This window comes from Amycolatopsis sp. NPDC104819 (assembly GCF_055583145.1).
This window is the reverse complement of sequence record NZ_JBVJON010000006.1, coordinates 83,216-108,769: the sequence shown is the minus strand read 5'-3', so window position 1 is coordinate 108,769 and position 25,554 is coordinate 83,216. Positions and strand designations below refer to the sequence as shown.

Below are 25,554 nucleotides of genomic sequence, written 5' to 3'. Positions count from 1 at the left end.
CGTTTACAATTCCGGCGCGGCTTCTTAGTATCCAGCGGGATCAGCGATGGGGTGGAGGTCGTGCATGACGCGCAGCGCGCGCAGGCGGCGGGACAGGGTGACGGTCGACGAACTGCTGCGGGAAGCCGGAGCGCGGCCGCGGAAACCCGGCTCACGGTCGGCCGAAGCGGCCGCCCGGCGCAGTCCTTCGCCCCAGCCGCGCGGCGCGGGCGGCCGGCTGGCCCTGGCCTCGGCGGTGCTCGTGGTCCTGGGCGGTTTCGCGTTGGCGCTGGCGACCCGGCCGGAGCCGGTCCCGGGGACCACGCGGTTCCCGCAGCTGCAGCCGGCCACGGGCGTCCCGACCTCGGCGATCGCCGTGCCGACCCGGACGACGACGCCGTCGCCGGTGGTGATGCACGCCCGCCAGACGCCCACGCCAACGCCGACGGTCACGATCGAGCTGCCGCCGCCGTCGGATCCGGTGACGACCGTGGTCGTGCCCCCACCGTCCACAACGGACTACTACCGGTGTTATCCGTACGGGTGCCGCGGGCACGGCACCCCGGTGCGCTGAGGTCCGCGGTCCAGGAGGGAAAGCGGTTCCCGGTGACCGGAACCGTTACCGCTCACCGGAACCCGCGAAGACCCCCTCACCGGCCCCGATGCCGGTGAGAGAGCCTCCGACAGCCCCACTACGGGTCTGTGTCAGCCGGTGTAGCCGGCGACGATCTTGGTGAACGCGTACTTGTCCTGCGAGATGCCGGAGCACTCGCCGCCGCCGCTGCAGTCGCGGTTGGTGGCCCAGAACGTGAAGCGGGCCAGGTGGTGGCTCGTCGCGTAACCGCGGATGGAGTTGAAGTTCGCGACCGTGACCGTCTCACCCGCGTTGTCGGTCTTGCCGTTCATCGAGGAGAGGCCGCTGTGCCGGTAGGCGGTGTCGTCGTTCCAGCCGAACGTGGTCTTGAGCTGGTTCTTCAGCCCGTCGACCGCGGACTTCGTCATGGCGGCCATGTCGCCGCCGCTGGAGAAGTCGAACGGCATGACCGACCAGACGTCGACCGGGGCGCCGATCGCCTTGGCCTGGTTGATCAGGCGCTTGCCCCACGAGTCCGGGCCGGTCGTCGTGGTGCCGATGGTGATGACGACCTTGAGGTTCGGGTTGGCCTGCTTGGTCAGCTTGACCGCGTTGAGGATGCGGTCCTGCACCGTGTTGTTCTGGAACTCGTCGGTGTTCTCGATGTCGAGGTCGATCGCCTTGAGCGAGTAGGCGTCGATGACCTTCTGGTACGCGCCCGCGAGCGCCGAGGCCGACGTGCACTTCGAGCCCAGCTTCGTGCCGGACCAGCCGCCGAAGGAGGGGATCACGTCCCCGCCCGCGTTGCGGATGTTCTGGATCATCGTCTTGTCCGAGCCGGTCAGCGAGCGGCTGCCGTCCCACTTGGGGTTGCAGGTGCCGTCGGACAGCACGAACGCGAGGGTAAACGCTTTCACGCCGGATGCGGACATCGCCGCGGTCGGGCTGGTCTGCCCGCCCCACTGGTACAGGTACGGCGATGCGAGCACCGGGTCCACCGCGGCCATGGCCTGCGGGGCGAGACCCACGGCCGTCGCCATCGCGGCTCCGGCCGCGACCGCGAGGGTCACCAGACGGCGCACTGATTTCATAGGGGGGTCCTCCAATTGTGAGTGGAGCACCTCCGGTTTGAGGCGGCGGGATCATCCCAGGAGGAGCGCTGTGTGCCCCCACACAGTGGACTAGACCAATGTTGCGTGTCAACCCTTCTTCGGTCGGAAAAATGACCCACTGTGTGCGTTCGGCTCCCGAGCGTCCCGTCGCTCAGGGCGATGTGAGATTCCCCTGAAGGCGGAGTGACACGACGCCGCGTACCGGCTACTTTGCCGAAATGGTGGGGGATTCCACGGTCGCAGCCGGCGGGGGACGCCGCCCCGGCCGGTTTCCGCCCGCCGTGCTCCTGCAGCGGTGGGCGCTGTGGCGGCTGCCGCGCCGCGGCCAGGTCTGCTACCTCGTCCTGATCGACGTCCTCGCGGTCGCCGCCGTGGTCCTCGCCGCCGTCCGGTTCCCGCCGCTGACCACGATGCTGACGCCGTTCGCGCTGCTCCTGGCCGGGATGCTCGCCTCGGCGGAGCTCGCGCGCCCGGTGGAACGCCACCGCGAAGAGACCCTCCTCGGCCCCGGCGTCGACACGGCGTGGATCTTCGCCGGCGTCGTGGTGCTCCGGCCCGGTCTCGCCGTCGCGCTGATCGCGCTCTCGGCGTTGCACCAGTGGGTCCGGGTCCGGAGAAGACCCGTCTACCGGCAGGTGTTCGGCGCCGCGGCGACGGCGCTGGCCGGTCTGGTCGCCGGGGCGTTCCTCACCGCGACCGGCGGCCGGCCGTTCGGCACGGTCCTGGACACCCGCGCGGTCGCCCTGCTCGTCGTCGCCGGGGTGGTGTTCCTCGCCGTGAACGCCGCGCTCGTGACCGCCGCCGACGGCCCCCGCGGCCCCCGTGAAGCCCTGCCGGGACACGCTTTCGACGCCGCGATGACCACGTTCGGCCTGCCGCTGGCCTGGGCCGCCACCGCCGCGCCGCTGCTCGTGCCGCTGCTGGCCGGCGCCACCGTCGTCCTGCACCGCGGCGGGCTGGGCCGTGGCCGCCGCGAGCACGTCACCGTGGATCCCGGCACCGGCGTGCTGACCTCCGCCTCGTGGCGCGGCGCCGCCGAAGCCGAGGTCACGCGCCTCGGCCGGCACGGCCCCGGCCAGGCCGTGCTCCTGCTCGACCTCGACCACTTCCGCCAGCTCAACGACCGCTACGGCGCCCGGATCGGCGACGCGGTGCTGCGCGCGGTCGCCGACACCCTGCGCGACGAGGTCCGCGCCGCCGACCTCGTGGGCCGCTCCGGCGGTGAGGAGTTCGCGGTGCTGCTGCCCGGCACCGGCCGCTTCGACGCGATGGCGATCGCCGAGCGGATCCGGCTCCGGGTCGCCTCGACGCTGGTGGCGCTCAAGGCGTCCGGCGACGGGCCCCAGTTCGTCGGCGTGACGGTGTCGATCGGCGTGGCGGGCTGCGCGGCCGACGAGCCCCTGGCCGACGCGCTCCTGGCCGCGGAGGCGGCGTTGCTGCGGGCCAAGGCGGCGGGCCGCAACCGCACGATCTGCGCGGAGCCGGAGCCGGGCTAGCTCATGGTGATCGCGTCGAGCTTCTCCCGCAGGTAGTCCGCCGCGATGACCTCGGGGTAGATCCGCCGGCCCAGCGGCGGCGCGAGCGACGTGATCCGCGCGTCGTGGTCGGTCTCGTAGAAGAAGACCAGCGACATCAGGTCCTCGTCCGGCGCCGTCGCCGCCGGCGGGAGGACGCGGTGGCGGGTCGAGCGCCAGCGGTCACCGGTCCAGCGGGCCATCAGGTCGCCGATGTTCACCGTCAGCGCGTCGGGGTGGAACGGCGCGTCCTCCCACTCGCCGCCGGTGTAGACCTGCAGGCCGCCGACGCCGGCCTGGCGGTCGAGCACCGTGACGGTGCCGAAGTCGGTGTGCGGGCCGATCCGGAACTGGTCCGGCTCGGGCGCGCCGACGCGGGTCATCGGCGGGTACCAGTTGATGTTGAACGTGTACGTCGGGTGCGCGGTGTGCCGCGTGAAATGGCTCTCCGCCAGGCCGAGCGCCGCGGCGAAGATCTCCAGCAGGTGGTCCGACAGCGCGCGCATCCGGCGCATGTACTCGGTGGCCGTCTCGGCGAGGCCCGGCACTTCGTCCGGCCAGACGTTGGGCTGGAACCAGAACCCGTCGACCTCGGCGACGCCGATCCGGGTGTCCGCGCCCGCGGAGTAGGACTCCTTGAGGTCCGGCGGGGTCTCGGTGCCCTCGGCGTAGCCGTTGGCCTCGACACCCGGGGGCAGCCAGCCGCGGCCGCCGACGGTGACGGCGTAGCGCTGCTTGACGTCCTCCGGCAGCGCGAAGAACCGCCGGGCCAGGTCCCGGGTCCGGCGGCGCAGGTCGTCCGCGACGCCGTGCCCGGTGACCAGCAGGAACCCGGACTGCCGCAGCGCGCGGTCGACCTGCCCGGCCACCTCGGCCCGGCCATCGGAGGTGCCCGCGAACCACGGCGAAAGGTCCACGAGCGGAACGGATGACGGCATACCGGCTCCTCGCAAGCGCTGTGCTGGAAAGCACTGTCCTATCCGGACTTTTCGACCCCGATGTCCTCGAACCACAGGTCCGGGCGCGTGCTGATGAACTCCGTCATCAGCGCCGTGCACGCGGGGTCGTCGAGCAGGGTGATCTCCACGCCGAGGCCGGCCAGCCAGTCGTGCCCGCCGTGGAAGGTTTCCGCTTCGCCGATGACAACGCGCCCGATGCCGAACTGACGGACGAGCCCGGAGCAGTACCAGCACGGCGAGAGCGTGGTGACCATGATCGTGTCGCGGTAGTGCGGGCGCCGGCCGGCGTTGCGGAACGCCGAGGTCTCGGCGTGCATCGACGGGTCGTCGTCCTGCACGCGCCGGTTGTGCCCGCGGCCCAGCAGGGTGCCCGCGGTGTCGAACAGGGCGGCCCCGATCGGCACGCCGCCCTCGGCCTTGCCCAGCTCGGCTTCTTCTCGGGCGACGGCGAGCAGGGCGCCAGGGTCGATCGGCATGCGCCACTCTTTCCGCCGGGGGCGGTGCCTGGCAAGTCTTTGACCGCACGGCTGCACCATCCGGCCGATCGAGGACCGGAACTGTCCGCGATGTCTGGCACACTGCCGACCATGTACGGCACTTCGGAACGCCTGCTCAGGCTGCTGTCACTGCTGCAGGCCCGGCGCGACTGGCCCGGCGCCGACCTCGCGACGCGCCTCGAGGTCGACGTCCGCACGATCCGCCGCGACGTCGAGCGGCTGCGTTCGCTCGGGTACCCGGTGCACGCGACACCGGGGGTGGCCGGCGGGTACCGCCTCGGCGCGGGCGCCGCCCTGCCGCCGCTGCTGCTGGACGACGACGAGGCCGTCGCGGTCGCGGTCGGCCTGCGCACGGCCGCGAGCGGCACGGTCAGCGGCATCGAGGAGACGTCGGTCCGCGCGCTGGCGAAGCTCGAGCAGGTGCTGCCGGCCAGGCTGCGGCCGCGGGTGGGCGCCCTCCAGGCGGCGACGGTGTCCCTGCCCGGCGGCGGGCCGACGGTCGACGCGTCGGTGCTGACCGCGATCGCGGCGGCCTGCCGCGACCAGGAACGGCTGCGCTTCGGCTACGGCGACCGCTCCGGCGCCGAGACCGAGCGGTCGGTGGAGCCGCTGCGGCTGGTCCACACCGGACGGCGTTGGTACCTGGTGGCGTTCGACCTCGATCGCGACGGCTGGCGCACGTTCCGCGTCGACCGCATCACCGGCGTCCCGGCGCCGAGCTTCCGGTTCACCCCGCGCGAACCCCCGGCCGAGGACCTGGCGGCGTACGTCTCGCGCCAGATCTCGTCGGCGCCCTACCCGCACCAGCTCGTGCTGCGGGTCGCCGCGCCGGCGGAGGTGCTGGCCCAGCGCGTCCCGCCGACCAGCGGCGCGGTCGAGCCGATCGACGAGCACAGCTGCCGCGTGCGGACCGGGGCGAGCTCGCTCGACGCCGTGCCGTACTACCTGGCCCAGTGGGGTTACGACTTCGTGGTCGAGGAGGCCCCGCCGGGGCTGGTCGAGCGGCTGCGGGAGATCGCCGGCCGCTTCGCGCGGGCGGTCGGCTGAAAACCGGATGCCGTCGCCCCGGCCGTGGTGTGTGATCGGGGGCATGGGGATCTTCGTGGACGAGCCGGCCGTCGGGGGCCTGCGCGAGGCCGTGGCCGCGCTGCGCGAGTGGCAGGAGGACGCGGCGCCGATGCAGCTGCACCCGGGGGACATCGGCTGGTTCTGGCGGTTCGGCGCGGAAGCGACGGCCGCGGCGGTCCGGACCTGGCGCCGCGACGGCCGGATCGTCGCCGTCGGGCTGCTGGACGGGCCCGGGCTGCTGCGGGTGACGTTCGCGCCGGACGCCCGGGGCGACGAGGACCTGGCGCGGCAGCTGGCCGGCGTGCTGCCCCCGGGCAAGGTCAACCTCGAAGCGCCGCGAGACGCCGTCGTCCAGGACCTGCTGCCGGCGGCCGGGTGGCAGGCCGACGAGCCGTGGACGCCGCTGCGTCGTTCCCTCGCGAAGCCGGTGGAAGAGCCGGGCGTCCGGATCGAGGTGATCGAACCGGCGCGGGCGGAGGCACACGCCGCGGTCGTGCGGGCGGCGTTCGCCAGGTCGACGTTCACCGAAGAGCGCTGGCACGCGATGGCTTCGGGCTCGCCGTACGCGGAGGCCCGGAGCCTGGTCGCGCTCGACGGCGGTGACACGGTCGCGGCGGTGACGGTGTGGTCGGCCGGGGCGGGCAGGCCCGGGCTGCTGGAGCCGATGGGCGTGCATCACGACCACCGGGGGCGCGGGCACGGCCGGGCGATCACGCTCGCCGCCGCGGCCGCGCTGCGGGAGCTGGGCTCGTCGAGCGCCCTGGTCTGCACGCCGAGCGCCAACGTCGGTGGGGTCGCGACCTACGTCGCTGCGGGGTTCGAGCCGTTGGCCGAGGTCCGCGACCTGCGCCGGGACGCCTAGGTCTTTTCGATCCGCACTTGGTCGCTTTCGCCGTCGGACAGGAACTTCGCGAGCTCGGCGCCCTCCTCCGCGACGGCGTCGCGGTCAGCCCGGCCGAGACGGCCCAGCGGGGTGACGGCCACGGTTCCGTCGTCGGTCTTCCACGTCGCGGCGACGCGGCCGTCGACCAGGACGACCCGCTCCCCGGCCACCGAGAGCAGGCGATGGGCGTCGTCGATGATGCGGCCGCGGTCGTCGTAGCCGAGGATCGCGTTGTCGAACGCCGGCAGGAACCGCACCGGGGCCGGGGTGGCCGGGTCGGGGCGCGGCGCGTCCGGCAGGTCCAGGAGCTCGCGGCCGCGCTCGTCGCGGAAGGCCACCAGCTCCTCGCGCACCGCCTTCACCGCCGCCGGCAACCCGGCCAGGCCGCTCCAAGCCCGCAGGTCGGCCGTGGCCGCCGGGCCGAAAGCCGCCAGGTAGCGCCGCACCAGGGCTTGCCCGACGGGGTCGGCACCGTCCGGGGCAGGCGGGTCGACGTCGCGGCCGAGCCAGGCGGCCAGCGGCAGATTGCGCACGCCGCCATTCGTGCGCCACAGCCCGCGGGGCGGCAGCTGGGCCGTGGGGATCAGCGCGGCGATCAGCATCTCGCCGAGCGGCCGCGGCCCCGGCTCGGGCCAGCGGTCGCCGACGGCCCGCGCGATCTCGCCCATCGAGCGTGGCTCACCGTCGGCCAGCACGGCCCGGCCCGCCGCCGCGAGCTCGTCGAGGTCGACGCCGTCCAGCTCGCGGCGGTACGTGCCGAGGACACGCTGGCGCAGCATGCCGTCGAAGCGGGAGCGCCAGGTCAGGACGTCGTCGGCGGTGAGCAGGTGGACGGTCCGGCGCATCAGGTGGGTCCGCACGACGCGCCGTCCGGTCAGCAGGTCCGACAGCCCCGCCGGGTCGAAGGCGCGCAGCCGGGACCACAGCCCGGCGAAGGGTTCCTGCGGTTCCTGCGCCTGCAGGCCGCAGAGGTGCGCGACGGCGTCGTGCGCGGACAGGTCGGCGCGGTCGAGCAGCAGCTGCCGGGCGAGCGTGGCGCGGTTGAGCGCCCGGGCGTTTAGAACGCTCACGTCGACTTCTGGCCGTCGAGCGTCTCGCGCAGGATGTCCGCGTGCCCGGCGTGCTGGGCGGTTTCGGCGATGACGTGCATCAGCACCCGGCGCACGCTCCGCTCTTCGTTCGGCGGGCTCCAAGGCGCCTCCGGCAGCGGATGCTTCGCGGCCAGATCGGGCAAAGCCGTGATGATCTCCTCGCTGCGCTTCGCGACGTCCTCGTAGCGCGCGACGATTTCGGCCAGGGTTTCGCCGGGCAGCATCCGGAAGTTGTTCTGGTGGTCGATCGCCCATTGCGGGACCTCACGAGCGGTCCCGGCAGCCATGTCCGCCCAGGTCACGCCGTCGGGGAGCGCAAAACTCAGCGCGGCCGGGCCGTCGACGACGAAGCGCAGCCAGCCTTCCTCGATGGCCGCGACGTGCTTGACCAGGCCGCCCAGGCACAGCGCGCTGACGGTGGGCCGGGCGCCGGCCTGCTCGTCGGTGAGCCCGTGCGTCGTCGAGATCAGCGCGGTCCGGGCAGTGGCGAGCTCGGCGATCAGATCGGCTCGCTCGTCTTCGTTGTTCGGCATACGGCCACTGTGTCAGCAATAGCGGGCAGGGTGTGTCCGCTATTACGGGGGCGACGCCGGAACCTCCGGGCTTCGCGGGTTCGGCGCCGTGACCAACCGCTCAGTCTGTGACCTGAGTCTCAGGCTTCGCGCCGAGCATCCGCAGCACGAGCTCGCCGTACTCCTTGCCGAGCGCGGTCGGCGTCTGCCGAGCCCGGTCGGTGTACCAGCGGGCGACGTCGACCCCGAGCGAGAGCACCGCGCGCGCCGAGATGTGCGGGTCGGAGACGGTGAAGACGCCATCGGCGGCGCCGGCGGTGATGACGTCGCGCACGATCCGCTCGATCCGCCGCCGCAGCTCGGCGACCACCTCGAACTCCTGCTCGGGCAGGGCCTGCAGCTCGTACTGCACGACCCGGGCCACGGTGTGGCGCCGGGCGTGCCAGGCCACGAAGTCCTCGACGATCAGCCGGATCCGCTCAACGGGATCCGACACCTTCGCGACAACGTTCTCCACGAGGGCGAGGGTCTGCTCGTGCCCGTACCGGCTGATGGCGAACAGCAGCGCGGCCTTCGACGGAAAGTGCACGTAGAGAGCAGCAGGGCTCATCCCCGCGGCGCCGGCGATGTCCCGCGTGGTGGTGGCGTGGTACCCCCGTTTGGCAAAGGCTTCGACGCCGGCCAGCATCAGCCGCCGAGCGGTCTCGGGCTGAACGTCCGGCCACAGTTCGGCCGACAGCGACATCGTCATCCGGTGATCCTCCCAGATCGCACCGCCCCGAGTGCCGGGCACGAGGGCCAGCCCCGATCGGCCCATTGTAAGCGAGCGCTTTGTCGGCGAGTCTGGGGACATATCCCGTCGCACGACACGGCGGGGGAGGGCTTGAGCAGCTCAGCTGCCGGCAGCCTGGCCTTCCGATGGCTGCTCCGGCGCTTTGCCGGAATCGGCGTGATCCTCGTTTTCCGTTGGCTTCGCGGACGTGTCGCCGGGTTCAAGGAGCCACCACGCCTCGAAAGACCCCGACAGCAGCAACCACACGCACGTCCCGGCGAGAAGCTGGAGTCCCCAGCCGCCGGGGTCGAACGCGGAGACCGCCACCAAGGAGTAGATAGCCAGGGACAGCAGGCTTCCCCACAGCTGAAGGCGATCGAAGCCGGAGGGCGTGGTCTTCCCCTTCTCAAAGAAGTACACGGTCCAGTGGACGAGCACCATGACGAGCCCCAGACCGCCGGCCAAGGCGGCACCGAGCCGCCACGGGTGATCGCCCATCGCCGTGATCATCGCGGTGAGAAGGGGAACGAAGAGCTCCACCAGAGCAGCGACCGCGGCGACGCTCAGCAGAGTTCTGCCGCGCCACACCGATGATTTGACCTGCATCGAGAGGAACATGATCGAAAAGGCTGTGACAGCGACCTGAGCGGTGGTGGTGAACACGGCTGGTATGGAAAACGGCCGGCGAATGTGTGGTCCGGTCCACATCGCCGACTTCAGCGGCGCATCGCTGGCATCTTCCTCGGGGGATGTGCGGTTCGCAGAGATCAGACTGGGACTGTTCGTCGCTGCCGTGCTCGCTCCTGGCGGCGGAGCTCGCTATCTCTTGACCAGGCTTTCAGCGCGAGAGGTTGCCGATGACCAGCGAGGCCACTTTTTCCGCCGCGCCGCGGGCGTCGTGGCTCCATGGCCCGGCGGGGTCGGGAGTGGAGTAACCGACGTAGACGTCGATGTCGATGAGGGTGTCGTCCCGGGCGCCGAGTTCGATGCTGCAGGTGTCCGTCCCGATACGGATGGAAGGGGGTGACTCTTTCACGTAGGTGACGACCGCGGGGTAGGTGTCGATGGTGATGGGGTCGAACCGGTTCAGGCCGCCGGAGTGGCCACGCGCGCGCTCGGTGTAGAGGAATTTCAGCGTGGCGCCGTTGATCCAGACGCCGACGGAGGTCGTTTCGTCGAAGCGCGCGATGCAGCGATAGCCGTTTTCGACCTGTTGCCGGCCGCCGACGAACCCGATCTCGTGCAGCTGGTCGAGGGAGAGTGCCTTGCACGGGTCGGCGTTGAGCCCGACGACCTTCAGGCCGAAGCCGGGGATGGGCGGCACGGACACCGACGGTTCGGGCGGCGGCGCGGGCCGAAGCTTCGGTGTGCAGGCCGCGGTGCTGGCGAGCAGCAGGACGGCGAGGACGGTGAGGTGCTGGCGGGTCATTGGTGGTCGGCTCCTGGCTTGACCCGGTAGCGGGCGGGGTCGTCGACGACTTCGGTGGTGGAGGCGAGGTCGGGGACTTGGGCGAAGTTCCTGCTGACCGCTTCGAGCGTGAAGAGGGTGCTCGTCTGGGCGGCGATGCTGCTGAGCATCGACCCGAGGAGGGCGGAGCAGTCGTCCCAGAAATTCTTGAAGGCGCTGTTGATGTCCTCGGCGATGTCGCTGAGCTTGAAGGGTGCGATCGGCGGGACGAGGGTGGTCTCGAGGAAGGAGATCACGATCGAGCCCCCCAGCCTGGCGAGGTTGGACGCGCACCGTGCGAGCGCGAGCAGCAGATCCTTGTAGTTGTTGATGATCACGGTGGCGATCCGGGCGGTTTCGTCCATCAGCGCCTTCAGCGACGTCTGGTTCTGGCCGAGGACGGCCACAGCTGTGGTCGTGTAGGAGTTGAACTGGTCGGCGGCGTCGCCGTGCCAGCGTGCCTGCAGGTCCAGTTTGGCTTCGTTGAGCAGTTTGACCGCTTCGGTGAAAGTGTTGTCCTTCGCGAACCTGTCTCCGATGACCAGGACTTTGCCGATGTTGCCGCCGATGAACACGCGCAGCGTGTCGAGCAGGTGGGTGATGCCGTGGGCGCCGATCAGGTTCGCGTACTTGCGGACTTCGGCGTCGGTGTCTTCGGGGTACTGCAGGTTGTTCAGATCCTCGAGGGTCTTCTGCAGGTCAGGGCTGGTCACCGGTCGCCGCCTTCCAGCTTCTTGAGCCGTTCGAATTCGGCCTCGTCGCGGGTTTCGTAGTAGGTCGCCGCGGTGGCGAGGGCGTCGGCGAGGCGCTGGATCCGGTCGGCGTTGGTCGAGGTGGTGGAGCGGATCGCGCCGACGGCTTCGTTGAACTCGTGCACGGTGCCGCGGCCTTGGCGGCCGGGCATGAGCACGGTCAGGGTGCCGGGCAGCCCGAGGTCGTATTCGCCGAGCACGGTGTCCTGCAGGTCGCGGTCCGCGAGAGCTTTCAGCAGGCCGGCGGCTTCGGCGACCTTGGCCGCGGTGGAGCGGAGCGCTTCGGGATAGACGTGGTAACCCTTGCCGGGCCCGGGGTCACCGGGGTTGACGGGGGTGATCGGGTCGAAGGTCATCGCAGGTGCTCCTTCGCGATCGCCGCGTCGATAGTGCTCCGACGCCGCTGGGCGGCGTCGCGTTCGGCCTGCCGGATGCCGGTCAGTAGTTGGCGGGCGAGCGCTTCAGCGGAGTAGTTGCGCACCTCGTCGGGTTCGAGGTCGATCCGGCGCAGCTCGCCGGCGCCGCTGACGGTGATGGTGCCGAGCTCGCCCGGCAGCCGGATCTCGACGGGTGACGTCGCCACCCGCGAGGCGGTGGCGCGTACTTCGCCGACGGCCTCGTCGATCTCGCGGGCGAGGTTGTAGAGCTCGTCGTCGGTGCTCACCAGCGCCCCCGGTCGTCTTCGTCCTCGTCGGTGAGGAAGTCCAGCTCGGCGAAGTTCTCGTCGTCGACCGCCGCCCGCGACGGCGCGGGCGGGGGAGGCGGCGTTGGTGGTTGGGCGAGTGAGGCCGGCTGCCACTCGAGTTTGTCGTCGAGGACGGCCCGCACCTGTGGTGCGGCGGATTCGAGGGCGGACCGCCGAGCGGCGGTGACCGCGATGACGACGAGGTTGCCGACTTCCTGTGGATGTGGGCCGCGGACGGCGGACTCGTCGATCGTGAGGTCGACCAGCTCGCCGTGTCCGGTGACCACGGCCTTGACGGTGCCGTCGGGCGATTTCCCTGGGTACCGGGTTGCGCCCAGCTGGGCGTCGAGTTCGGCGGCTTGCGCGCGCAGCTTGGCGACGTTCAGCGCCACGTTCGGTCCTCCCCTGACCACGGTGTGCTCCCCTTGCGGTGGTCATCCTAGGACGTCGTGGCTGCTCGGGTCGGTTCCATGTCGAGCCCGTCGTACTTGCCGAACGGTCCGAACTTCCGGAAGGACACGAGATCGCGGGCGTGTTTGACCAGCCAGTCGGCGGTGCCGTGGTAGCCGGCCAGGGCCTCGCGGTGGGCGAGATAGGTGCTGGCGTGGTGGTGCAGGGCGACCCCGAGCGTGATCCGGCTTTCTCGGTAGGAGTCGCAGCCCGCCGAACAGCGAGGGCTGCGCCGTCCGATTGGGGTGGAGACCGGAGCGGTGAAGCGCGAGAGCGCGCTGAACGACACGAATCCCAGCCTGAACCCCGAAGTCGCGCTGCCCCGCGGAACGGCCGCTGACGGTCACCGCCCGGGCCGCGGCGTATGTTGTCGTGCAGCCTCGCGCTGGTACCGCGCTGACGTCACTGGGCGTGCGTTGTCCCCGTTTGCTGGTCTCGGCTGTCCGCGAAGAACCAGTTCCAGTTCACCTGGCGCTCCGGGTGGGCGTCGATGCGCAGGGCCGCTTGATCTACGTCGCGGGAACCCAGCTCACCCTGTCCGCGCTCGCGGACGCGCTCTCGGCCGCGGGGCCGTGCGAGGCATGGAGCTGGACATCCGCGGCGGAAGGGTCAGCGCCAACCTGTTCCGGCCCGACGTCGCCGGCTCGTCGCCCACGGCGCTTACCCAGGACATGCCGACCGCGAGCCGGTGCGCTGAGCGGGCCGAAGGCAGCAGCAAGGTGAACGTCGTGGGCGTCGTGCCGCCGAACTGCAACCGCCCGCCTTCGGCCTCGGCCAGGTCCCGGGCCAGGCCGAACCCCGAGCCACCGGCGCCGCTGTGGCCGCGGGTCAACATGTTCGGCACGTCGGCGGCGTCGCGTCCCTCGTCCGCGACGTCGACGACGAAGGCGTCGCCGGTTTCGCGGGTCGTGATCGTCACGTTCCCCGGCCGTGGACGACGGCGTTGTCGAGCAGGACGCCGAGGGTCTGCCGCAACGCTGCTTCGGCCGCCCGTGGCCAGTTCGCCGTTTGACCGTCGATCCGCAGGCGGGGTCTTGGCCGGCGAGTATGCCTCGCCGGCCGACCACGACGTCACGCAGCAGGCCTTCGGGATCGATCACGCCGCGGTTATCCGAGGGGGGGCGGCTGGCGAGGGTCACCAGGTCGTCGATCGTGGTCTCCATCCGATCCATCTTCGTGAGCGCGGCTTCCACCGCGGCGGCCAGACCCTGATCGGGGGATCGAGGTCCGATTCGAGCTGCAGCCGCGGTCCGGCCAGGGGTTCGCAGCTGGTGTGACGCGTCCGCGGCGAGCGCGCGCCGGCGGTCCAGTGCGTCCCCGATCCGGACAGCTGCTCGAGCGGACTGGCGACGCGGGCCGCGAGCCGCGAGCTGAGTGAACAGGTCAACGCGAGTGCGGCGAGGGCCGGCCCGGCCATCGCCGGCCAGGAGACCGCTACCTTCTGGTACCACTCGGTGTGTGGAGCCGAGGCGCGCACGATGCCTTGGAGCCGGGAGTCGTGCAGGATCGGCACCGCGACCACCAGGTCCGAGCCCGCGGGTCGGGTCGGTCGTGGCAGGACATCGCCGCGCGGCTGGGCGTGGCCAAGCAGACGGTGAACCGCGAGCACGGGCGCCGCGTCCGGGGACGAGATGAGGAACCAGGCGTCGCCATGGCGACCGACCGGCTCATCGTCACGCCGCGCCGGATGTTGGACGCGGTACGAGAGGCAATCGAAGCGAACTTCGGACGGTCGCGAACGTCTCCGCACCGGACCCGCCGCCGGCTGCCAGGCCACCTGCCGGGCGCGGTCGTGCCTGCGGGCCGCCGTGCGCGAGGCCGGCTGTGGCGGCGCGACCCAAGTGGGGGCGCATCAGCTGGGAGCCGTGGTGGTGGCGACCGACGCGGATTGGTGCAGGCGATCCTGGCGGCACTCGGCGTCTCGGCACCCACGTTGCGAGCCGCGATCCTCGACGGTGCCGGTGAAGAACCGGCACCTGTGGGGGCTGCTGAGCCTGGTGACGGCTGTCCGGGCGGGTAGCTCGCGGGTGATCCACCTGGAGGTCACCCGCCGGCACCACATGGACTCGAGCCGCCGGTTCACTCCGACGACCGGGCCGTCCCGGGACATGGCTCCGCACCCGGGACTTCCGGTGATCGCGGCCGTCGCCGCCGTGCCGCGCCCTTGCTGACGACGCCGACCGCGATACTGCTCATGCCCGCGGCCCTGCGACACCCCCGCGGCCCAGGCGACGCCCTTCGTCGTGACCATCCGCGAAGTCTCCTCGATCGGCTTCGATTCGGGAACCGATTCCCGCCCCGTGGTTTGTAGTAGGTGAGTGGACCGCGAGGGGGGCCGATGAACGGGATCGATGTCGAAGACGATGCAGCGCTCGTCGAGCGCGCGCGTGCCGGTGATCAGCGCGCTTTTGGGTGGCTGGTCAGCCGGCATCTCCCAGCCGCGCGACGGGCCGCACTTGCGATCGTCGGCCAAGCCCAGGCGGACGACGTCCTGCAGGAGGCGCTGACCCGGGCCCACGCCGCGCTCGGGTGGCTCGACGCGTCCCGGCCGTTCCGGCCCTGGTTGCAGCGCATCGTCATCAACGAGGCGCTCAACCAGCGTCGGAGTTCCGGACGCCATGCTGCTCTGGTGTCCCGGTTGGCCGAGGTCGATCGACCGCGCCCGGCCGCACCCGCAGATCTGAGCTGCCTTGCGACGGAGCGACGGAACTTGCTGCTCGAGGCCCTCGACGCTCTCGCACCGAAGTATCGGCAGGTCATCGTCTGTCGGTACCTGCTGGAGATGTCCGAGGCCGAAACCGCTCAGGTTCTCGCGATCTCCGCAGGCACGGTGAAAAGCCGCCTCTCTCGGGGGTTGGCCGGGTTGCGCAAATCCGGCCGGTTGAAATCGGTCTTGCAGCTTCTCCCGCCCGTTGCCTCGGCCGGTACTCGGCCGGGCAACGTCGAGCGAGGATCCGGTGGGCACAACGCTCCGGTTCCGCCCGCCGCGGCGTCGGGTGCGGTCGTGGTCAAGATCGCGGCCGCGGCGGCGGCAGGTCTGCTGATGCTCGGTGCCGGTTACGCTCTGTCGCGGCCAGCGTCTTCGGCGCCGGTGACAACGCCCATGACCACACAGCTGAGCGTGCCTCCTCCTGGTAGCGGCGAACCTCATCTGCCAGGGTCGGAGGGGCCGGTGCCTCCTGCCACGAGTGAGGCCGGAGCTGTACCGCCGCCTGTCACCGAGACTGGCCAGGGGTGATTTTCGCCTCGCCGGGCGGGTAAAAGGTCGGTGCAGGTCGGTCATTCTGTGGTTCGGGTCGAACTATCGGATCTGTCTTTTGCTCTTATTCGAACTACGTCGCCGTTATTTCCAGTGTCTGCCGGCGATCGACGAGGGTCCGCATGGCGACCTGCTGATGTGGACCGTCAAAAGAATGTAACCCAAACAGGAGGAATAATGATTTCGTGCTACGTCGCAGCGCCTGCGGTCCTGTCGCAAGGTTTCAGGGGACGTCGACTTCGGCGAATCATCGGCGCGTCGGCCGCGACGAAGGCGGCATTGCTTGCGTTCGGCGGACCCGCTGCGGCAGCGTCCGTCGTCTCAGGCGGTGGCGCGACCGGCGCGGAGAGTTGTCCCTACAAGAACTTCTGCATCTACCAGGGGGCGAACTACACGGGAAAAATGTTTCCTTTGTACTACTGTCACGATTACCCGGTGAGGTGGGTGGGCATCGGATCATGGATCAACAACCAGACCTCCGGAACTCGGGCGGTATTCACCAACTTCGATGGAACGAAGTACATCACCACGCCCGCTCCTTCGTCGGATCCTGAGGCCGATTGGACGCCCGTCGTCGACGTCAAGCCCTGCTGAATGCCAGGGTTCTCACGTTCGCGATATCCCGTCATGGGTATCCCGCCAAAGTGTTTCCATGCGAGCGGGCTGTTTCAGTCGAGCGGAGCTAGGCGCGGAGCCGCCAGATCCTTGTGATTCGCTGCGCCAAATCCGCTGTTCGATCCGCGATCGCCTGGTCGGTCCACTCGTCGAGGTGATCGTCGACGAGTCGCTTGTTCAGGAGCAGGACGCTGTGCGTGCTGATGCCGGCGCGCTTTCCCTCGGGGCTTGGAGCGCCGGGTGTCGGTGGCCACGGACTGTTCGAGATGAGGGGGTTGAGCCGGGCGGTCACCAGCGTCAGATTGCCGAGGGTCTGCACACGGTGATTTCGATCTTGGATCGAGGCAGGGTCGGAGGGGTAGCCCGCGCTCCAGTACTGCTCCCAGCTCTGGGGCATGAGGTGCTCGATCGTGAGGTCGCCGCGTCGGCAGTGGGCTTCTTCGGTCTTGGGGGATCGGTAGCTGTCCTCGAGTGCTTCGAGGATCATGCGTCCGCGGCGGCGCGGTGTCATGGCGTTGTAGAAGCGGATGCGCCGGATTGAGTCGATGACTTCTTCGTCTGTTGGCCAGCGGCGGGTTTCGGCGGTTTGCTCGGCAAGGAACGTCTCGGTGATCTGTCCGGCGTCGGCCGGGTCGGCTGTGCGCAGCCGTCGGAGGAGTTCGACGACCAAGTTGGTCGTGTCGGCGATGCTGAGTCGGCAGAGCATGCGTCGGACGAGCCAGCTTTCGAGGGCGGTCAGTGCTTGGTCGCGGGCCTGTTCGGGCACTCCCGAACTTGGGCGCGCCAGCCAGAGCAGTAGTGGCATGGTCGCGGCGATGTCCATGACCTGGATGACCCGGTAGTAGAAGGTGCCTGGGACCGAATGCGGTGGGAAGTCGGACAGGCGCCGGTACGTCTTCGCATCGGCCTGCAGGTCGGCCATGACGGGCAGAACGTCTTCGGCTGGCTGCAGCACGTGGTCACGGAAGTCGGTGAAGACGCGGTCGGATGGGACGACGTGTGCGCGCCGCATGGTCAGCCAGTAACTCAGGAAGATGTCGATCCGCGGCCGGTTCAGCCGGCCCTGCCGCTGCTCTTCGCGCCAGAAGTCGCCGGACAGCGTGTCCCAGTAGTCGCGATCGAGTTTGTCGACGTCCAGGTGTTGCCGCTCGGCGGCTTGGAAGACGGCGTTCTTGACCAGGTCGGCCGCTAGCAACGGCGCACCGCGGTCGTTGAGGGCTTCGAAGATCGCTTGAGCGTTGTCCGCCGGCTCCAGGTTGATGACGACGAGTTTGAGGTTGAGGGCGAGGGCCATGGTGAGCGCGCGCAGCCGATCGGACGGCGCGCTGTTGTTGTCGGTCGCGGCGTCGAACGCCCAGCTGGTGATGCGTTCACGCAGGAAGACGATGGCTTGGCTGACACGATGGTCGCTCGTGTCGTTGGCCTCGTCATCGTCCATCGCGGTTTGGAAGGCAGCACGGTCGGCGTTGATCGGCCAGACCTTGAGGATTTCGTCGTCGCTGTCGACAATATGCTCGGGATTCCGGACCAAGGTGGTCAGGAGAGCCGCGTCCCGTGGTCGGCCGTGCTTTGCTGCGACCTGACGCGTGGCGTTGAGCAGTAGCTGGAGTGTGATGAGCCGCTGCTGGCCGTCGATGACGTGCCTGACCTGGATAAAACCGGCGGGGTTGGGCTGCTGATCGAGAACGACGGCACCCAAGAAGTGTGCGGTCACCTCGGACGGCGTCGATCGCTGGCCGGCTTCGAGCACCTCCTCGGCCACTGCCCGTACGTCCTCCCACAACGGTTCCCACTGTTTCTCGAAGTCCCAGACGTAGGGGCGTTGGAAGACCGGGATGACGTAGCGGACCTGCGGCTCGAACAGCTTCTGCGGCGTCAGCGTGTTGGCTTCCACGAACGACATCCCCCGGAGTACGGCAATTGGGTGCGATCAGGAAGCCTAGCGGCCCTTTCCGATTGCCGCCGGTCGCCGCTGGCCCGAGACCACGGCGGATCACCCGTACGCCGGCGCCGCGAGGTCCACCTGCGAGCCCAAGCTGATGTCGGCAAGGACCGTGACCTGCAGCGCGAACTGGCACCGTATCAACGGATGAGGATGCCGTGGCAGAAGCGAAATTCTGTAGATGACCCGTTCGAGTAGAATTGCCGGCCGGCGCGAGGTCGTTGTGTCAAGTGGAACAATATGGAGTCTGTTGGGTGGACTCGCGGTGTCGGTCGGCGCCACCGACGACGCATTCGACCCGCAGTCGACGAACGCCCGGCCGGTGCGCTGGGCCTTCGCGACCACCGCTGTCCACGGACTCCGGTGTCTCCCGAGCGAGCCGCTGTGCCGGCCTCTTGGCGTAGGCCGACGGCGCCGCCGGTGTCGATGCCATGATACCGATGCATTCCCTTGGCACCCGGCGTTTTGCGTATGCGGCGAGCCCGTCGGCGACGAGGAGGTCGAACACCAGCCGGTCCGGCGGACGCCGTCCGTCGGCGCCGGAAGCTTCTCCAGCAACACGTAGGCAGGCCAAGGCACAACCGCCGACTTCAGGGAGGCGAACGGCGCCGGCACCTGGACGCCTGGATCGGCTCAACGCCGCCAGCCCAACGGCCTTGATGGCCGGGAGCAGCCGCTCGCCACCAGAGCGCCGGCACCGACTGACCGTCGAAAATGAGATTTTCCCGAGAGTAATGCGAGCCCCACCCCGAACGACTTCCGTGCGTGACGGAACTGGCATCGGCCCGCCTCGGCGCCCTCGCGGACTTGCTGGCGGGTGCCACAGCGGTGGTGTGGGTGAACGGCGTGGTAGAGGGCTCGGGGTTCTTCGTGGCCCCCGGTATCGTGGTCACGTGCGCCCACCTCGTGCGCGGCGGCGCCGGGACCCATGTCATTGTCGGCTGGGGCGGGCTGTCCTACCAGGGCGTCGTCGTGCACGTCTGTCCGGCCGGGCCGACGGGCGGCGGGCTGCACCCGCCACCCGACATCGCGGTCGTTCGGCTCGATGACGCTCCGCCGCACCCGTGCGTCTTGCTCGACCGGTCACCGCCCGAACTCGACGACGAAGTCCTCGTCCACGGTACGAGTCTGGCGTTCGGCGGTGGAGTCGAGTCGGAACTGTTCCGGGTCACCGGGCAGCTGCGGACCGAGGCCGAGGAGATCGTCAAGCTGGGGATGGGGCAGGCCGTGCCCGGGATGAGCGGCAGCCCCGCCCTGAATGTGCGGACCGGCAGGGTGGCAGGCCTCTTGCGGACGAGCCGCGACGTGGGCAGCGCCCTCGGCGCCCTGATCGTGCCGAGCCCGCGCGTTCTCGAAGAGCTGCGTGCCGTGCGCCCTGCGGTGGCCGTCCCCGAGCCCGACCTGGACTGGCTGCGGCGCGCGGAGGACTGGCCTGGGCTGATCGACGAGGTGCTGACGTCGCCGGGCAGGTTGCCCGAACCGTGCCCGCCCAGTCTGTTGCTGCGCAGCGACTACGGCGTTACCCCGTTCTTCGGCCGGACGGACGTCATGGACCAGTTCGCGGTGTGGCAGAACCAGCCCGGGCACGTCGCGGTCTCGGCCATCACAGCCCGGGGCGGCGAGGGGAAGACCCGCCTGGCGCTCGAACTCTGCCGCGCCGCGACGGCGCAAGGCACGGCGATCGCGGGGTTCCTGCGACGCGACGCCCCGGCCAGTGCACTGGCTCGCCTGCGCGCCGTAACTGGGAAAGTCTTGATCATCGTCGACTACGCGGAGAGCCGCGAAGCAGAGCTCATCCGGCTCTGCACGGAAATCGCGGCGCCAGGCGAGCACCACGTGCGTGTGCTGCTGCTCGCCCGCTCGGACGCAGACTGGCCAGAACGCCTGCGCGAACGCAGCCCGGATACGGTGGCCCTGTTCCTGGAGGCCGCGCCGTTCTGGCACCTTCCGCCGCTGGCGGATACTGCTGAGGACCGGTGGACACTGTGGACTCAGGCGGCTGGAGCCTTCGCAGCGAAACTGGTTCTGCCAGAGCCTGTTCCTCCGCTCGCCCCGACACAGGGTCACGCGCTGACTATCTGTGTGGACGCGCTCGGCACCGTGCTGAACGGCGCCGGCGAGGTGCCCCGCCGAGCCCTCGGTGAGCCGAGCACGCGCCTGCTCGACCACGAGACCCGGTACTGGCGAGAGACAGCGCTGGCCGCCGAACTGCCGGACAGCTACACCACCCTGCTCGCGGACATCGTCTGCGCGGTGACGCTGGCCGCGGCCGACGACCGCGCGGAAGCCCGAACCTTGCTGACCGCGGTGCCCGAGTTCCCGGCGGCCCACTTCGGCCGGTACTGCGCCTGGCTGCGCACGCTGTACCCGGGCGAGCAGTGGCTCAATCCGCTGGAACCCGACCGGCTCGGTGAGGATCATGTCGCCCGCTGCCTCGGCGTCCGGCCACACCTGCTCGACGCGGTGCTCACCGCCGCGAGTACCCGTCAGGCCCAGCGGATCTGGATCGTGCTCGCCCGGGCGGCCGCTCGGCACCCGCGGCTGGCGGAACTGCTGGCCGACAGCGTTCTGGCAGACGTGACCGGCCGGCTGGGAGCCGCCGTCGCTGGGGCGATCGACGGCGGCGAACCCGCCATCGTGGTGCCGATCCTCAAAACGGCCTCACCCGGCATTACCGACCCGATCGCGCTCGCTGATGTCGAGCGCCGGATTCCGGAGGTCTCGATCTCGCTGGGCGACGTGGCCCTGGAGCTTGCGGAACGCGCCGTCGAACTGGCGGACGACCTGCCGGATGCCGACCGGTCGGCACTGATCAGCCGGTACGCGATCCGGCTCAGCTCTGCGCGGCGGTACGACGAGGCATTCGAGCAGACGGGACGCTCACTCGAGATCCACCGGCAGCTGGCGGCCGGCGACCCGGTCGCGAACATCCCGCTCGCCAAGTCGCTGCGAGAAATGAGCATCCGGCTGGGCAACCTCGGCCGGTCCGGCGAGGCCGCCGACTTCGCCAAGGAGGCAGTCGAGCTGAACATGACGCTGGCGTCGGACGGCAACGCCGGACGGAAGCTGGAACTGGCCAAGTCCTTGAACAACCTGGCGGTGCGGCTGGCCGTGCTCGGCGAGGACGCGCTGGGCACGATCCGGGAGGCGGTGCGGATCAAACGGGAGGTCGCCGGCGAGGCCGAAGGCGACGTCGCGAGCCTGGCGCTGTCACTGAACAATCTGGCGGTCCGGCTCGCACGCGGCGGTGACCGGGAGAGCGCGCTGACGACCATCGCGGAGTCCGTCGACCTCCGGCGTCGGCTGGCCGAGCAGTACCCGGACGCCTACCTGCCCGCGTTGGCGATGTCGCTGAACAACCAGGCGGCCTACGTCGGGTCGGCCGACCCCGACCGGGCGCTGGACCTGGCGCGGGAGGCGGTCGGGATCCGAGAGCGGCTCGCCTACGTCGCCCCGGAGCGCTACCAGCGTTCTTTCGCCTTGTCATTGAACAACCTTTCCGCCCGGCTCTGCGATGTCGGCCAGCACGCGGCTGCACTCGAAGCGGTGGACCGGGCGATCACCATCAAGCGCGCGGCGCCCGACTCGCCCCACCGGCAAGCCGACAGCCTCGCGACTTCCCTGCTGCGCAGGTCGAGATGCCTGACGGCGCTCGGGCGGATGGACGAAGCCCTGCGTGACGCCGAAGAAGCGATCGCGGAACGGGAGTCGTTGCCGGACACTCCACGCAACCGCGACGGCCTGCAGCGTGCCCGGATGCGGCGCGCTGAAATCCTGAAGACGATGGCTCAGTCGTAGAGCTCATCCAGCAGCGCCGCGAGGGCGTGCAGCGGCGGCTCGCCCTGCCCCGAAGCGCTCACGTCCCGCATGCCGTTTCCGGGCGCCGTCGAAACGGCGCTGCGCACCGCACTCTGCACCAACCTGCCCTTGAGCTTCTCTTCGGCGGCCTGCCGCTTGGCTGTCTCGGCCTCCCGCACTTCGGACAGCGCCTCGGCCTTCGCGTCACTCGCCTCTTGCTTGGCGCCGGCCGCATCCTTCTGCGCGGTTTCAGCGGCCGACCGGTGCACCTCGCGGCCGAAGAGCCAGCCGACGGCGGTGAAGACGATCGCTTCCAGCGCGCTGAAGAGGTAGACCCGACGTTGCCACAGCGTTTCACTGCCGTCCGCATAGGTGAACATCACTGCGATCAACACGGCAAAGACAGCCACCAGCCCAATCGTGGTCCAGAACTGCCACGTCCACTGCCCGGGTGCTTTCACGTTCTCCGCGGTGGTCTGGTGGTCCGGCATGGTGGGTGTCCCTTCAAGCAGCGGTGTCACGGCTGCTTAGATCGCTGTTCGGCCCCGCACCGAATCCGGAGTGCGGCCCGATGTCCCTTGATGAGCCGAGCCGGACGAACCCCTGCGCCGGACGAACTGACCACGAGGGCCCGGTACTGCCCGGAGGATCCATTACCTGACTCGCTTGCCGAGCGGAAAGCAGGTCCCTCACCTGGACCGGCACCTTCGCTACGAGCTTGGCAACAATCGCTTCAGTGCCTTGGTAACGCCGACACCCTTGGCGTGGTTGAGCAACCGGCTCCCGGGTTCGCGATCGCCCCAGGCTTTGGTGCCCGTGCGGTCGGGGCTAGTCTCGTAGTGGATCTTCTCGAAGTCCATCGCCTCGATGTCAGAGGCGTCCGGGTCCGACAAGCTGTGCTCGTTCGTGGCGAAGTGCGAGGTGCGGCCGTGAGAGGTGCTGAGGACCTCGGTTTCCATCAGGACGACCTTCTTCAGGCTACCGTCCGCGAGCAGGACGATATGGTGATTCTCGTGAGTGGTCTCCTCCACCGTGTAGGTCCGCTCCTTTGTGATGCGTCGGATGTGGTGGTGGCGCTGATCCAGTTTCCAGTGACGTCCGACGACGTCGACCTGCCTGCTGGCCGTGATTTCCTCTTCTTTATTTTGATACTTCGTGAACATGTTGAAAAGACCGTACTTTACTTCGACTCGCTTCGTAACGGTCTTGTGTTCAGTAATCGTGTAGGAGATGTCTTTCTCGGCGGTTTTACGGGTTTCCTGGGCGACACGCCGCGCGTAGGCGCGGAGGCGCGACCAGTCAATGGTGGACGCGTTGTATGCTTGCCTGCTGGGCATCAGGTCACTCGCCTATCGTCGCGGTCCGGTCGCACGCGTTCACATCTCGGGCGCTCTTGACGATTGCGAGACGCGCCGAAGTAAGGGCCGAGGAAATTCGAACTCACCTGCCTTCGGGCACGATCGACTCATGTTGTACACCGGATTAGATCGGTCTGGTTCCGGTGCCCGTTACAGCCGCATGTCGCGTCCACATCAATGTTCTCGACGTCAGCGGCACGACTGGCGGACTTGTCGGCAGCCTGAGTGAGCACTTGCCGAACTCGATCTTCATGCTCGCGGCTGCGGCGTTCGCGGTGGGCAGCGTTGTGCCACCGCAGTTTGTCGACACTAAGAGTGCGCCTTGCGTGGTGATTGCTCGCTGGTGAGCGATGATGTCGGCCGTGATTGATCGGTTGTTGTTGCGGTTGGTGCCGAATAAAGCGTCTGCCGCGCGGCCATCCCGACGGCGGGATCGGCGCGAGCGTGTCCGAACGTATCCGCAGGTCGAGCTGACGATGTCAGGGCCTGCCTCTCCAGCTTCGCGGTATTCGTCCTTGTCGCCGGGAGGCCGGCCACAGCGGTCGTGTAGTTCGTCGAGCACAAGGGCCGCCACGTCACGGCGTATCGCGTGCTTCGCCTGGTGCTCGGCGCAGGTCATGCGGTCGTCCGCCGTCCAGCCGAGGGTGCGCAGGACCGCCGGTTCGGACACGCGGCCGGAGCCGTCGACGCTGCACAGGCCGTAGGTCCACTGTGCGATGCCTGGTTGGGACACCGGCTGCGCCAGAGGTCGGCGGGGCGCGCCTGTCCAGACCGGCCGCGCGGGAGGTGCGACATGTCGCCTCCCCTGCGGAGGCTTCGACTCTGCGTAGTCGAGCTGGTCGAACCTGCCGTTGCTCGGTCGGGGACACGTCCCCCAAGATCGCCACAAAGTGAGCGCTTGGTACCTGAGATCTCGGTGGACTGCCTGCCCGGCTCGGCCGACCGGGTTGTCCGTCCGGACGGCGGTTAACAGAAGCGCGGCCCCCGGCGACACCCGTCACGGCTGACCGGCACGGGGCGATGAGGAGCGGACCGCAGATGTTGATCAAGGGCTCGGCGTGGGGCAAGGGCATCCAGGACGGAGACAAGGCCAGGTTCGCGGCCCTGGTGACGACCGGAGAGGAGAAGATGGTCGACGGCGTCATGGTCATGCAGTACCTGGCCTCCACGTCGGATCTGTCCGTCCCCGACCTGACCGAGCTGCGCGGCATCCTCGGCCGCGGCCGGGCGCCGTGGGTGGAGGACGTCGCGCTCAAGGAGATGGACGTCGTCCTCCGGCAGCGCAACGACCCCCTCTGGATCGCCGAGCAGAAGGAGAAGGCCGAGCGGCGGGCGGCCGCGCAGGCGGCCACCGAGGCCGAACTGCTCCGGCTGGGCCTGTCGAAGCTGGGGGGCGCGGGCGACACGTGGGCCGGACGCAAGCGCGAGATCGACGCGTGGTGGTCGCGGGTGCGCGATGCCGAGGCGGCCGAGACATGGCAGACCGCCTTCTCGCAGAACCGGATGTCGGCGCGGCAGATCGGGTCGACGTCGGTCATGGGCGGCACGTTCACCGTGCAGAACAAGTTCGACCGGAAGAACCCGGCGCGCAGCCGCAAGATCGTGCTGGACCGGGGCGCCGGCGGCATCCTGGCGCGGCTGGTGCCCACGAACTTCTTCGACCCGGAGACCGGGCGCCGCCGGAAGGACGAGCTCGGTCTGCACGACCTGAGCGCGACGCTGCTGGACAGCACGAAGGAGTCGCTGACCGTTCTCGGCCAGCTCAAGCCGTACAAGGACTCCATCGTGGTGTTCATGCCGGTGCCCACCGAGGACGACGCGCAGATCTTCCACGCGATCACGACCCTGCGCGACCCGGACGTCACCGACCTGCGCGGCAAGCGCAGTTCGTTCACTCACCTCCGGTTCGCCCAGGGCAGTGACATGCACACGACGCTGGTCGACGTGAGCGAGCGGCCGGAGGACCCGCCGAAGATCCGCTACGGCGTCACCGGCCGGGTCCAGCGGGCGCGCGGCGAGGACGAGGTGATGGCGGACGACACCGACCTCGCCGCCCGGCGGACCAACGCCCTGCAGCACAGCGTGATCCTCGGCGCGGGCGCCGCGCAGAAGGTGAACGAGATCGTGATGGCTTACCGCACACACCGCTCCGCGCTGTTCCCGTTGTTCGCGAAGTGGGACGCGAACACGAAGCGGTTCAACGCGCTTGACAGGACGACGATGCGGCCCACCGGCGCCTACCTCACCGATCGCGGCGAGTGGCACGGCCGCTGACCGGTCGGAGCCT

At 69.6% G+C, this 25,554-nt stretch carries 26 protein-coding genes; 8 read left to right on the top strand and 18 right to left on the bottom strand.

The features are described from left to right. Positions 1-64: 64 nt before the first annotated feature. Positions 65-553 (top strand): hypothetical protein, encoded by a 489-nt coding sequence (locus tag ACZ63E_RS19915; protein WP_465337633.1) that lies wholly within the window; start codon positions 65-67, stop codon positions 551-553. A 131-nt stretch (positions 554-684) separates the two neighbouring features. Here ACZ63E_RS19915 and ACZ63E_RS19910 read toward each other — a convergent pair whose 3' ends face one another. Then, the gene (locus ACZ63E_RS19910) at positions 685-1,644 is read right to left on the bottom strand and encodes a chitinase (RefSeq protein ID WP_465337632.1); all 960 of its coding nucleotides are present in this window, start codon (positions 1,642-1,644) and stop codon (positions 685-687) included. Between the two features lie 239 nt (positions 1,645-1,883). Between ACZ63E_RS19910 and ACZ63E_RS19905 the strand changes: the two genes are divergently transcribed. Further along, positions 1,884-3,161, top strand: coding sequence for a GGDEF domain-containing protein (locus tag ACZ63E_RS19905; RefSeq protein WP_465337630.1), 1,278 nt, complete (start codon positions 1,884-1,886; stop codon positions 3,159-3,161). Here the strand turns inward: ACZ63E_RS19905 and ACZ63E_RS19900 are convergent. Together ACZ63E_RS19900 and ACZ63E_RS19895 are read right to left on the bottom strand one after the other, a co-directional pair. Beyond that, positions 3,158-4,117 (bottom strand): isopenicillin N synthase family dioxygenase, encoded by a 960-nt coding sequence (locus tag ACZ63E_RS19900; RefSeq protein WP_465337629.1) that lies wholly within the window; start codon positions 4,115-4,117, stop codon positions 3,158-3,160. The genes ACZ63E_RS19905 and ACZ63E_RS19900 overlap by 4 nt on opposite strands. A 38-nt stretch (positions 4,118-4,155) precedes the next feature. Further along, a complete protein-coding gene (locus tag ACZ63E_RS19895; protein WP_465311264.1) occupies positions 4,156-4,614 on the bottom strand; it encodes a nucleoside deaminase in 459 nt (152 codons plus the stop codon). 111 nt (positions 4,615-4,725) lie between these two features. Here ACZ63E_RS19895 and ACZ63E_RS19890 point away from each other — a divergent pair, with 111 nt between their 5' ends. Further along, entirely contained in the window at positions 4,726-5,682 is a 957-nt protein-coding gene (locus ACZ63E_RS19890) for a helix-turn-helix transcriptional regulator (protein WP_465337627.1), read from the top strand. 43 nt (positions 5,683-5,725) lie between these two features. Next, positions 5,726-6,565, top strand: a complete 840-nt coding sequence (locus ACZ63E_RS19885; RefSeq protein ID WP_465337625.1) for a GNAT family N-acetyltransferase — start codon at positions 5,726-5,728, stop codon at positions 6,563-6,565. Here ACZ63E_RS19885 and ACZ63E_RS19880 read toward each other — a convergent pair. The 11 genes from ACZ63E_RS19880 to ACZ63E_RS19830 form a co-directional block, all read right to left on the bottom strand. Then, complete coding sequence (locus ACZ63E_RS19880) at positions 6,562-7,656, bottom strand: winged helix DNA-binding domain-containing protein (RefSeq protein ID WP_465337624.1); 1,095 nt, start codon at positions 7,654-7,656, stop codon at positions 6,562-6,564. The two genes, ACZ63E_RS19885 and ACZ63E_RS19880, sit on opposite strands and share 4 nt — an antisense overlap. Next, positions 7,653-8,210 carry a DinB family protein gene (locus tag ACZ63E_RS19875; RefSeq protein WP_465337623.1) on the bottom strand — a complete coding sequence of 186 codons (558 nt, stop codon included), beginning with the start codon at positions 8,208-8,210 and terminating at the stop codon, positions 7,653-7,655. Before ACZ63E_RS19875 ends, ACZ63E_RS19880 begins: the two co-directional genes overlap by 4 nt. Before the next feature lie 100 nt (positions 8,211-8,310). Beyond that, positions 8,311-8,940: a TetR/AcrR family transcriptional regulator gene (locus ACZ63E_RS19870; RefSeq protein WP_465311269.1), complete on the bottom strand. Its 630-nt coding sequence runs from the start codon at positions 8,938-8,940 to the stop codon at positions 8,311-8,313. A 141-nt stretch (positions 8,941-9,081) separates the two neighbouring features. Next, positions 9,082-9,624 carry a hypothetical protein gene (locus ACZ63E_RS19865; protein ID WP_465337622.1) on the bottom strand — a complete coding sequence of 181 codons (543 nt, stop codon included), beginning with the start codon at positions 9,622-9,624 and terminating at the stop codon, positions 9,082-9,084. Positions 9,625-9,799: 175 nt separating this feature from the next. Next, positions 9,800-10,390: a DUF3558 family protein gene (locus ACZ63E_RS19860; protein WP_465337620.1), complete on the bottom strand. Its 591-nt coding sequence runs from the start codon at positions 10,388-10,390 to the stop codon at positions 9,800-9,802. Then, on the bottom strand, positions 10,387-11,121 hold the full coding sequence (locus tag ACZ63E_RS19855) for a hypothetical protein (protein WP_465337619.1): 735 nt from the start codon (positions 11,119-11,121) through the stop codon (positions 10,387-10,389). Before ACZ63E_RS19855 ends, ACZ63E_RS19860 begins: the two co-directional genes overlap by 4 nt. Beyond that, entirely contained in the window at positions 11,118-11,516 is a 399-nt protein-coding gene (locus ACZ63E_RS19850) for a hypothetical protein (protein WP_465337618.1), read from the bottom strand. The genes ACZ63E_RS19855 and ACZ63E_RS19850 overlap by 4 nt, the downstream gene beginning before the upstream one ends. Beyond that, a complete protein-coding gene (locus ACZ63E_RS19845; RefSeq protein ID WP_465337617.1) occupies positions 11,513-11,824 on the bottom strand; it encodes a YbaB/EbfC family nucleoid-associated protein in 312 nt (103 codons plus the stop codon). Before ACZ63E_RS19845 ends, ACZ63E_RS19850 begins: the two co-directional genes overlap by 4 nt. Further along, on the bottom strand, positions 11,821-12,237 hold the full coding sequence (locus ACZ63E_RS19840; RefSeq protein WP_465337616.1) for a YbaB/EbfC family nucleoid-associated protein: 417 nt from the start codon (positions 12,235-12,237) through the stop codon (positions 11,821-11,823). The genes ACZ63E_RS19845 and ACZ63E_RS19840 overlap by 4 nt, the downstream gene beginning before the upstream one ends. Positions 12,238-12,284: 47 nt before the next feature. Next, entirely contained in the window at positions 12,285-12,584 is a 300-nt protein-coding gene (locus ACZ63E_RS19835) for a hypothetical protein (RefSeq protein WP_465337615.1), read from the bottom strand. A gap of 240 nt (positions 12,585-12,824) precedes the next feature. Beyond that, a complete protein-coding gene (locus ACZ63E_RS19830; protein WP_465337614.1) occupies positions 12,825-13,214 on the bottom strand; it encodes a hypothetical protein in 390 nt (129 codons plus the stop codon). 1,419 nt (positions 13,215-14,633) lie between these two features. On the opposite strand from ACZ63E_RS19830, the gene ACZ63E_RS19825 reads away from it, so the two are divergent. Further along, positions 14,634-15,533, top strand: a complete 900-nt coding sequence (locus ACZ63E_RS19825; RefSeq protein ID WP_465337613.1) for an RNA polymerase sigma factor — start codon at positions 14,634-14,636, stop codon at positions 15,531-15,533. 198 nt (positions 15,534-15,731) lie between these two features. After that, entirely contained in the window at positions 15,732-16,148 is a 417-nt protein-coding gene (locus ACZ63E_RS19820; protein ID WP_465337612.1) for a peptidase inhibitor family I36 protein, read from the top strand. Positions 16,149-16,236: 88 nt separating this feature from the next. Here the strand turns inward: ACZ63E_RS19820 and ACZ63E_RS19815 are convergent, their stop codons facing one another. Further along, positions 16,237-18,072: a DUF262 domain-containing protein gene (locus tag ACZ63E_RS19815; RefSeq protein WP_465337611.1), complete on the bottom strand. Its 1,836-nt coding sequence runs from the start codon at positions 18,070-18,072 to the stop codon at positions 16,237-16,239. A gap of 804 nt (positions 18,073-18,876) precedes the next feature. On the opposite strand from ACZ63E_RS19815, the gene ACZ63E_RS19810 reads away from it, so the two are divergent. Then, positions 18,877-21,909, top strand: coding sequence for a S1 family peptidase (locus tag ACZ63E_RS19810; RefSeq protein WP_465337610.1), 3,033 nt, complete (start codon positions 18,877-18,879; stop codon positions 21,907-21,909). Here the strand turns inward: ACZ63E_RS19810 and ACZ63E_RS19805 are convergent. The 3 genes from ACZ63E_RS19805 to ACZ63E_RS19795 all read right to left on the bottom strand — a co-directional run bounded on the left by ACZ63E_RS19805 (position 21,900) and on the right by ACZ63E_RS19795 (position 24,000). Next, entirely contained in the window at positions 21,900-22,400 is a 501-nt protein-coding gene (locus ACZ63E_RS19805) for a hypothetical protein (protein ID WP_465337609.1), read from the bottom strand. The two genes, ACZ63E_RS19810 and ACZ63E_RS19805, sit on opposite strands and share 10 nt — an antisense overlap. Positions 22,401-22,619: 219 nt before the next feature. After that, complete coding sequence (locus ACZ63E_RS19800) at positions 22,620-23,246, bottom strand: hypothetical protein (RefSeq protein WP_465337607.1); 627 nt, start codon at positions 23,244-23,246, stop codon at positions 22,620-22,622. A 145-nt stretch (positions 23,247-23,391) separates the two neighbouring features. Continuing rightward, a complete protein-coding gene (locus tag ACZ63E_RS19795; protein WP_465337606.1) occupies positions 23,392-24,000 on the bottom strand; it encodes a hypothetical protein in 609 nt (202 codons plus the stop codon). Positions 24,001-24,305: 305 nt separating this feature from the next. On the opposite strand from ACZ63E_RS19795, the gene ACZ63E_RS19790 reads away from it, so the two are divergent. After that, a complete protein-coding gene (locus ACZ63E_RS19790; RefSeq protein WP_465337605.1) occupies positions 24,306-25,541 on the top strand; it encodes a hypothetical protein in 1,236 nt (411 codons plus the stop codon). The last annotated feature ends 13 nt before the right edge of the window (positions 25,542-25,554 follow it).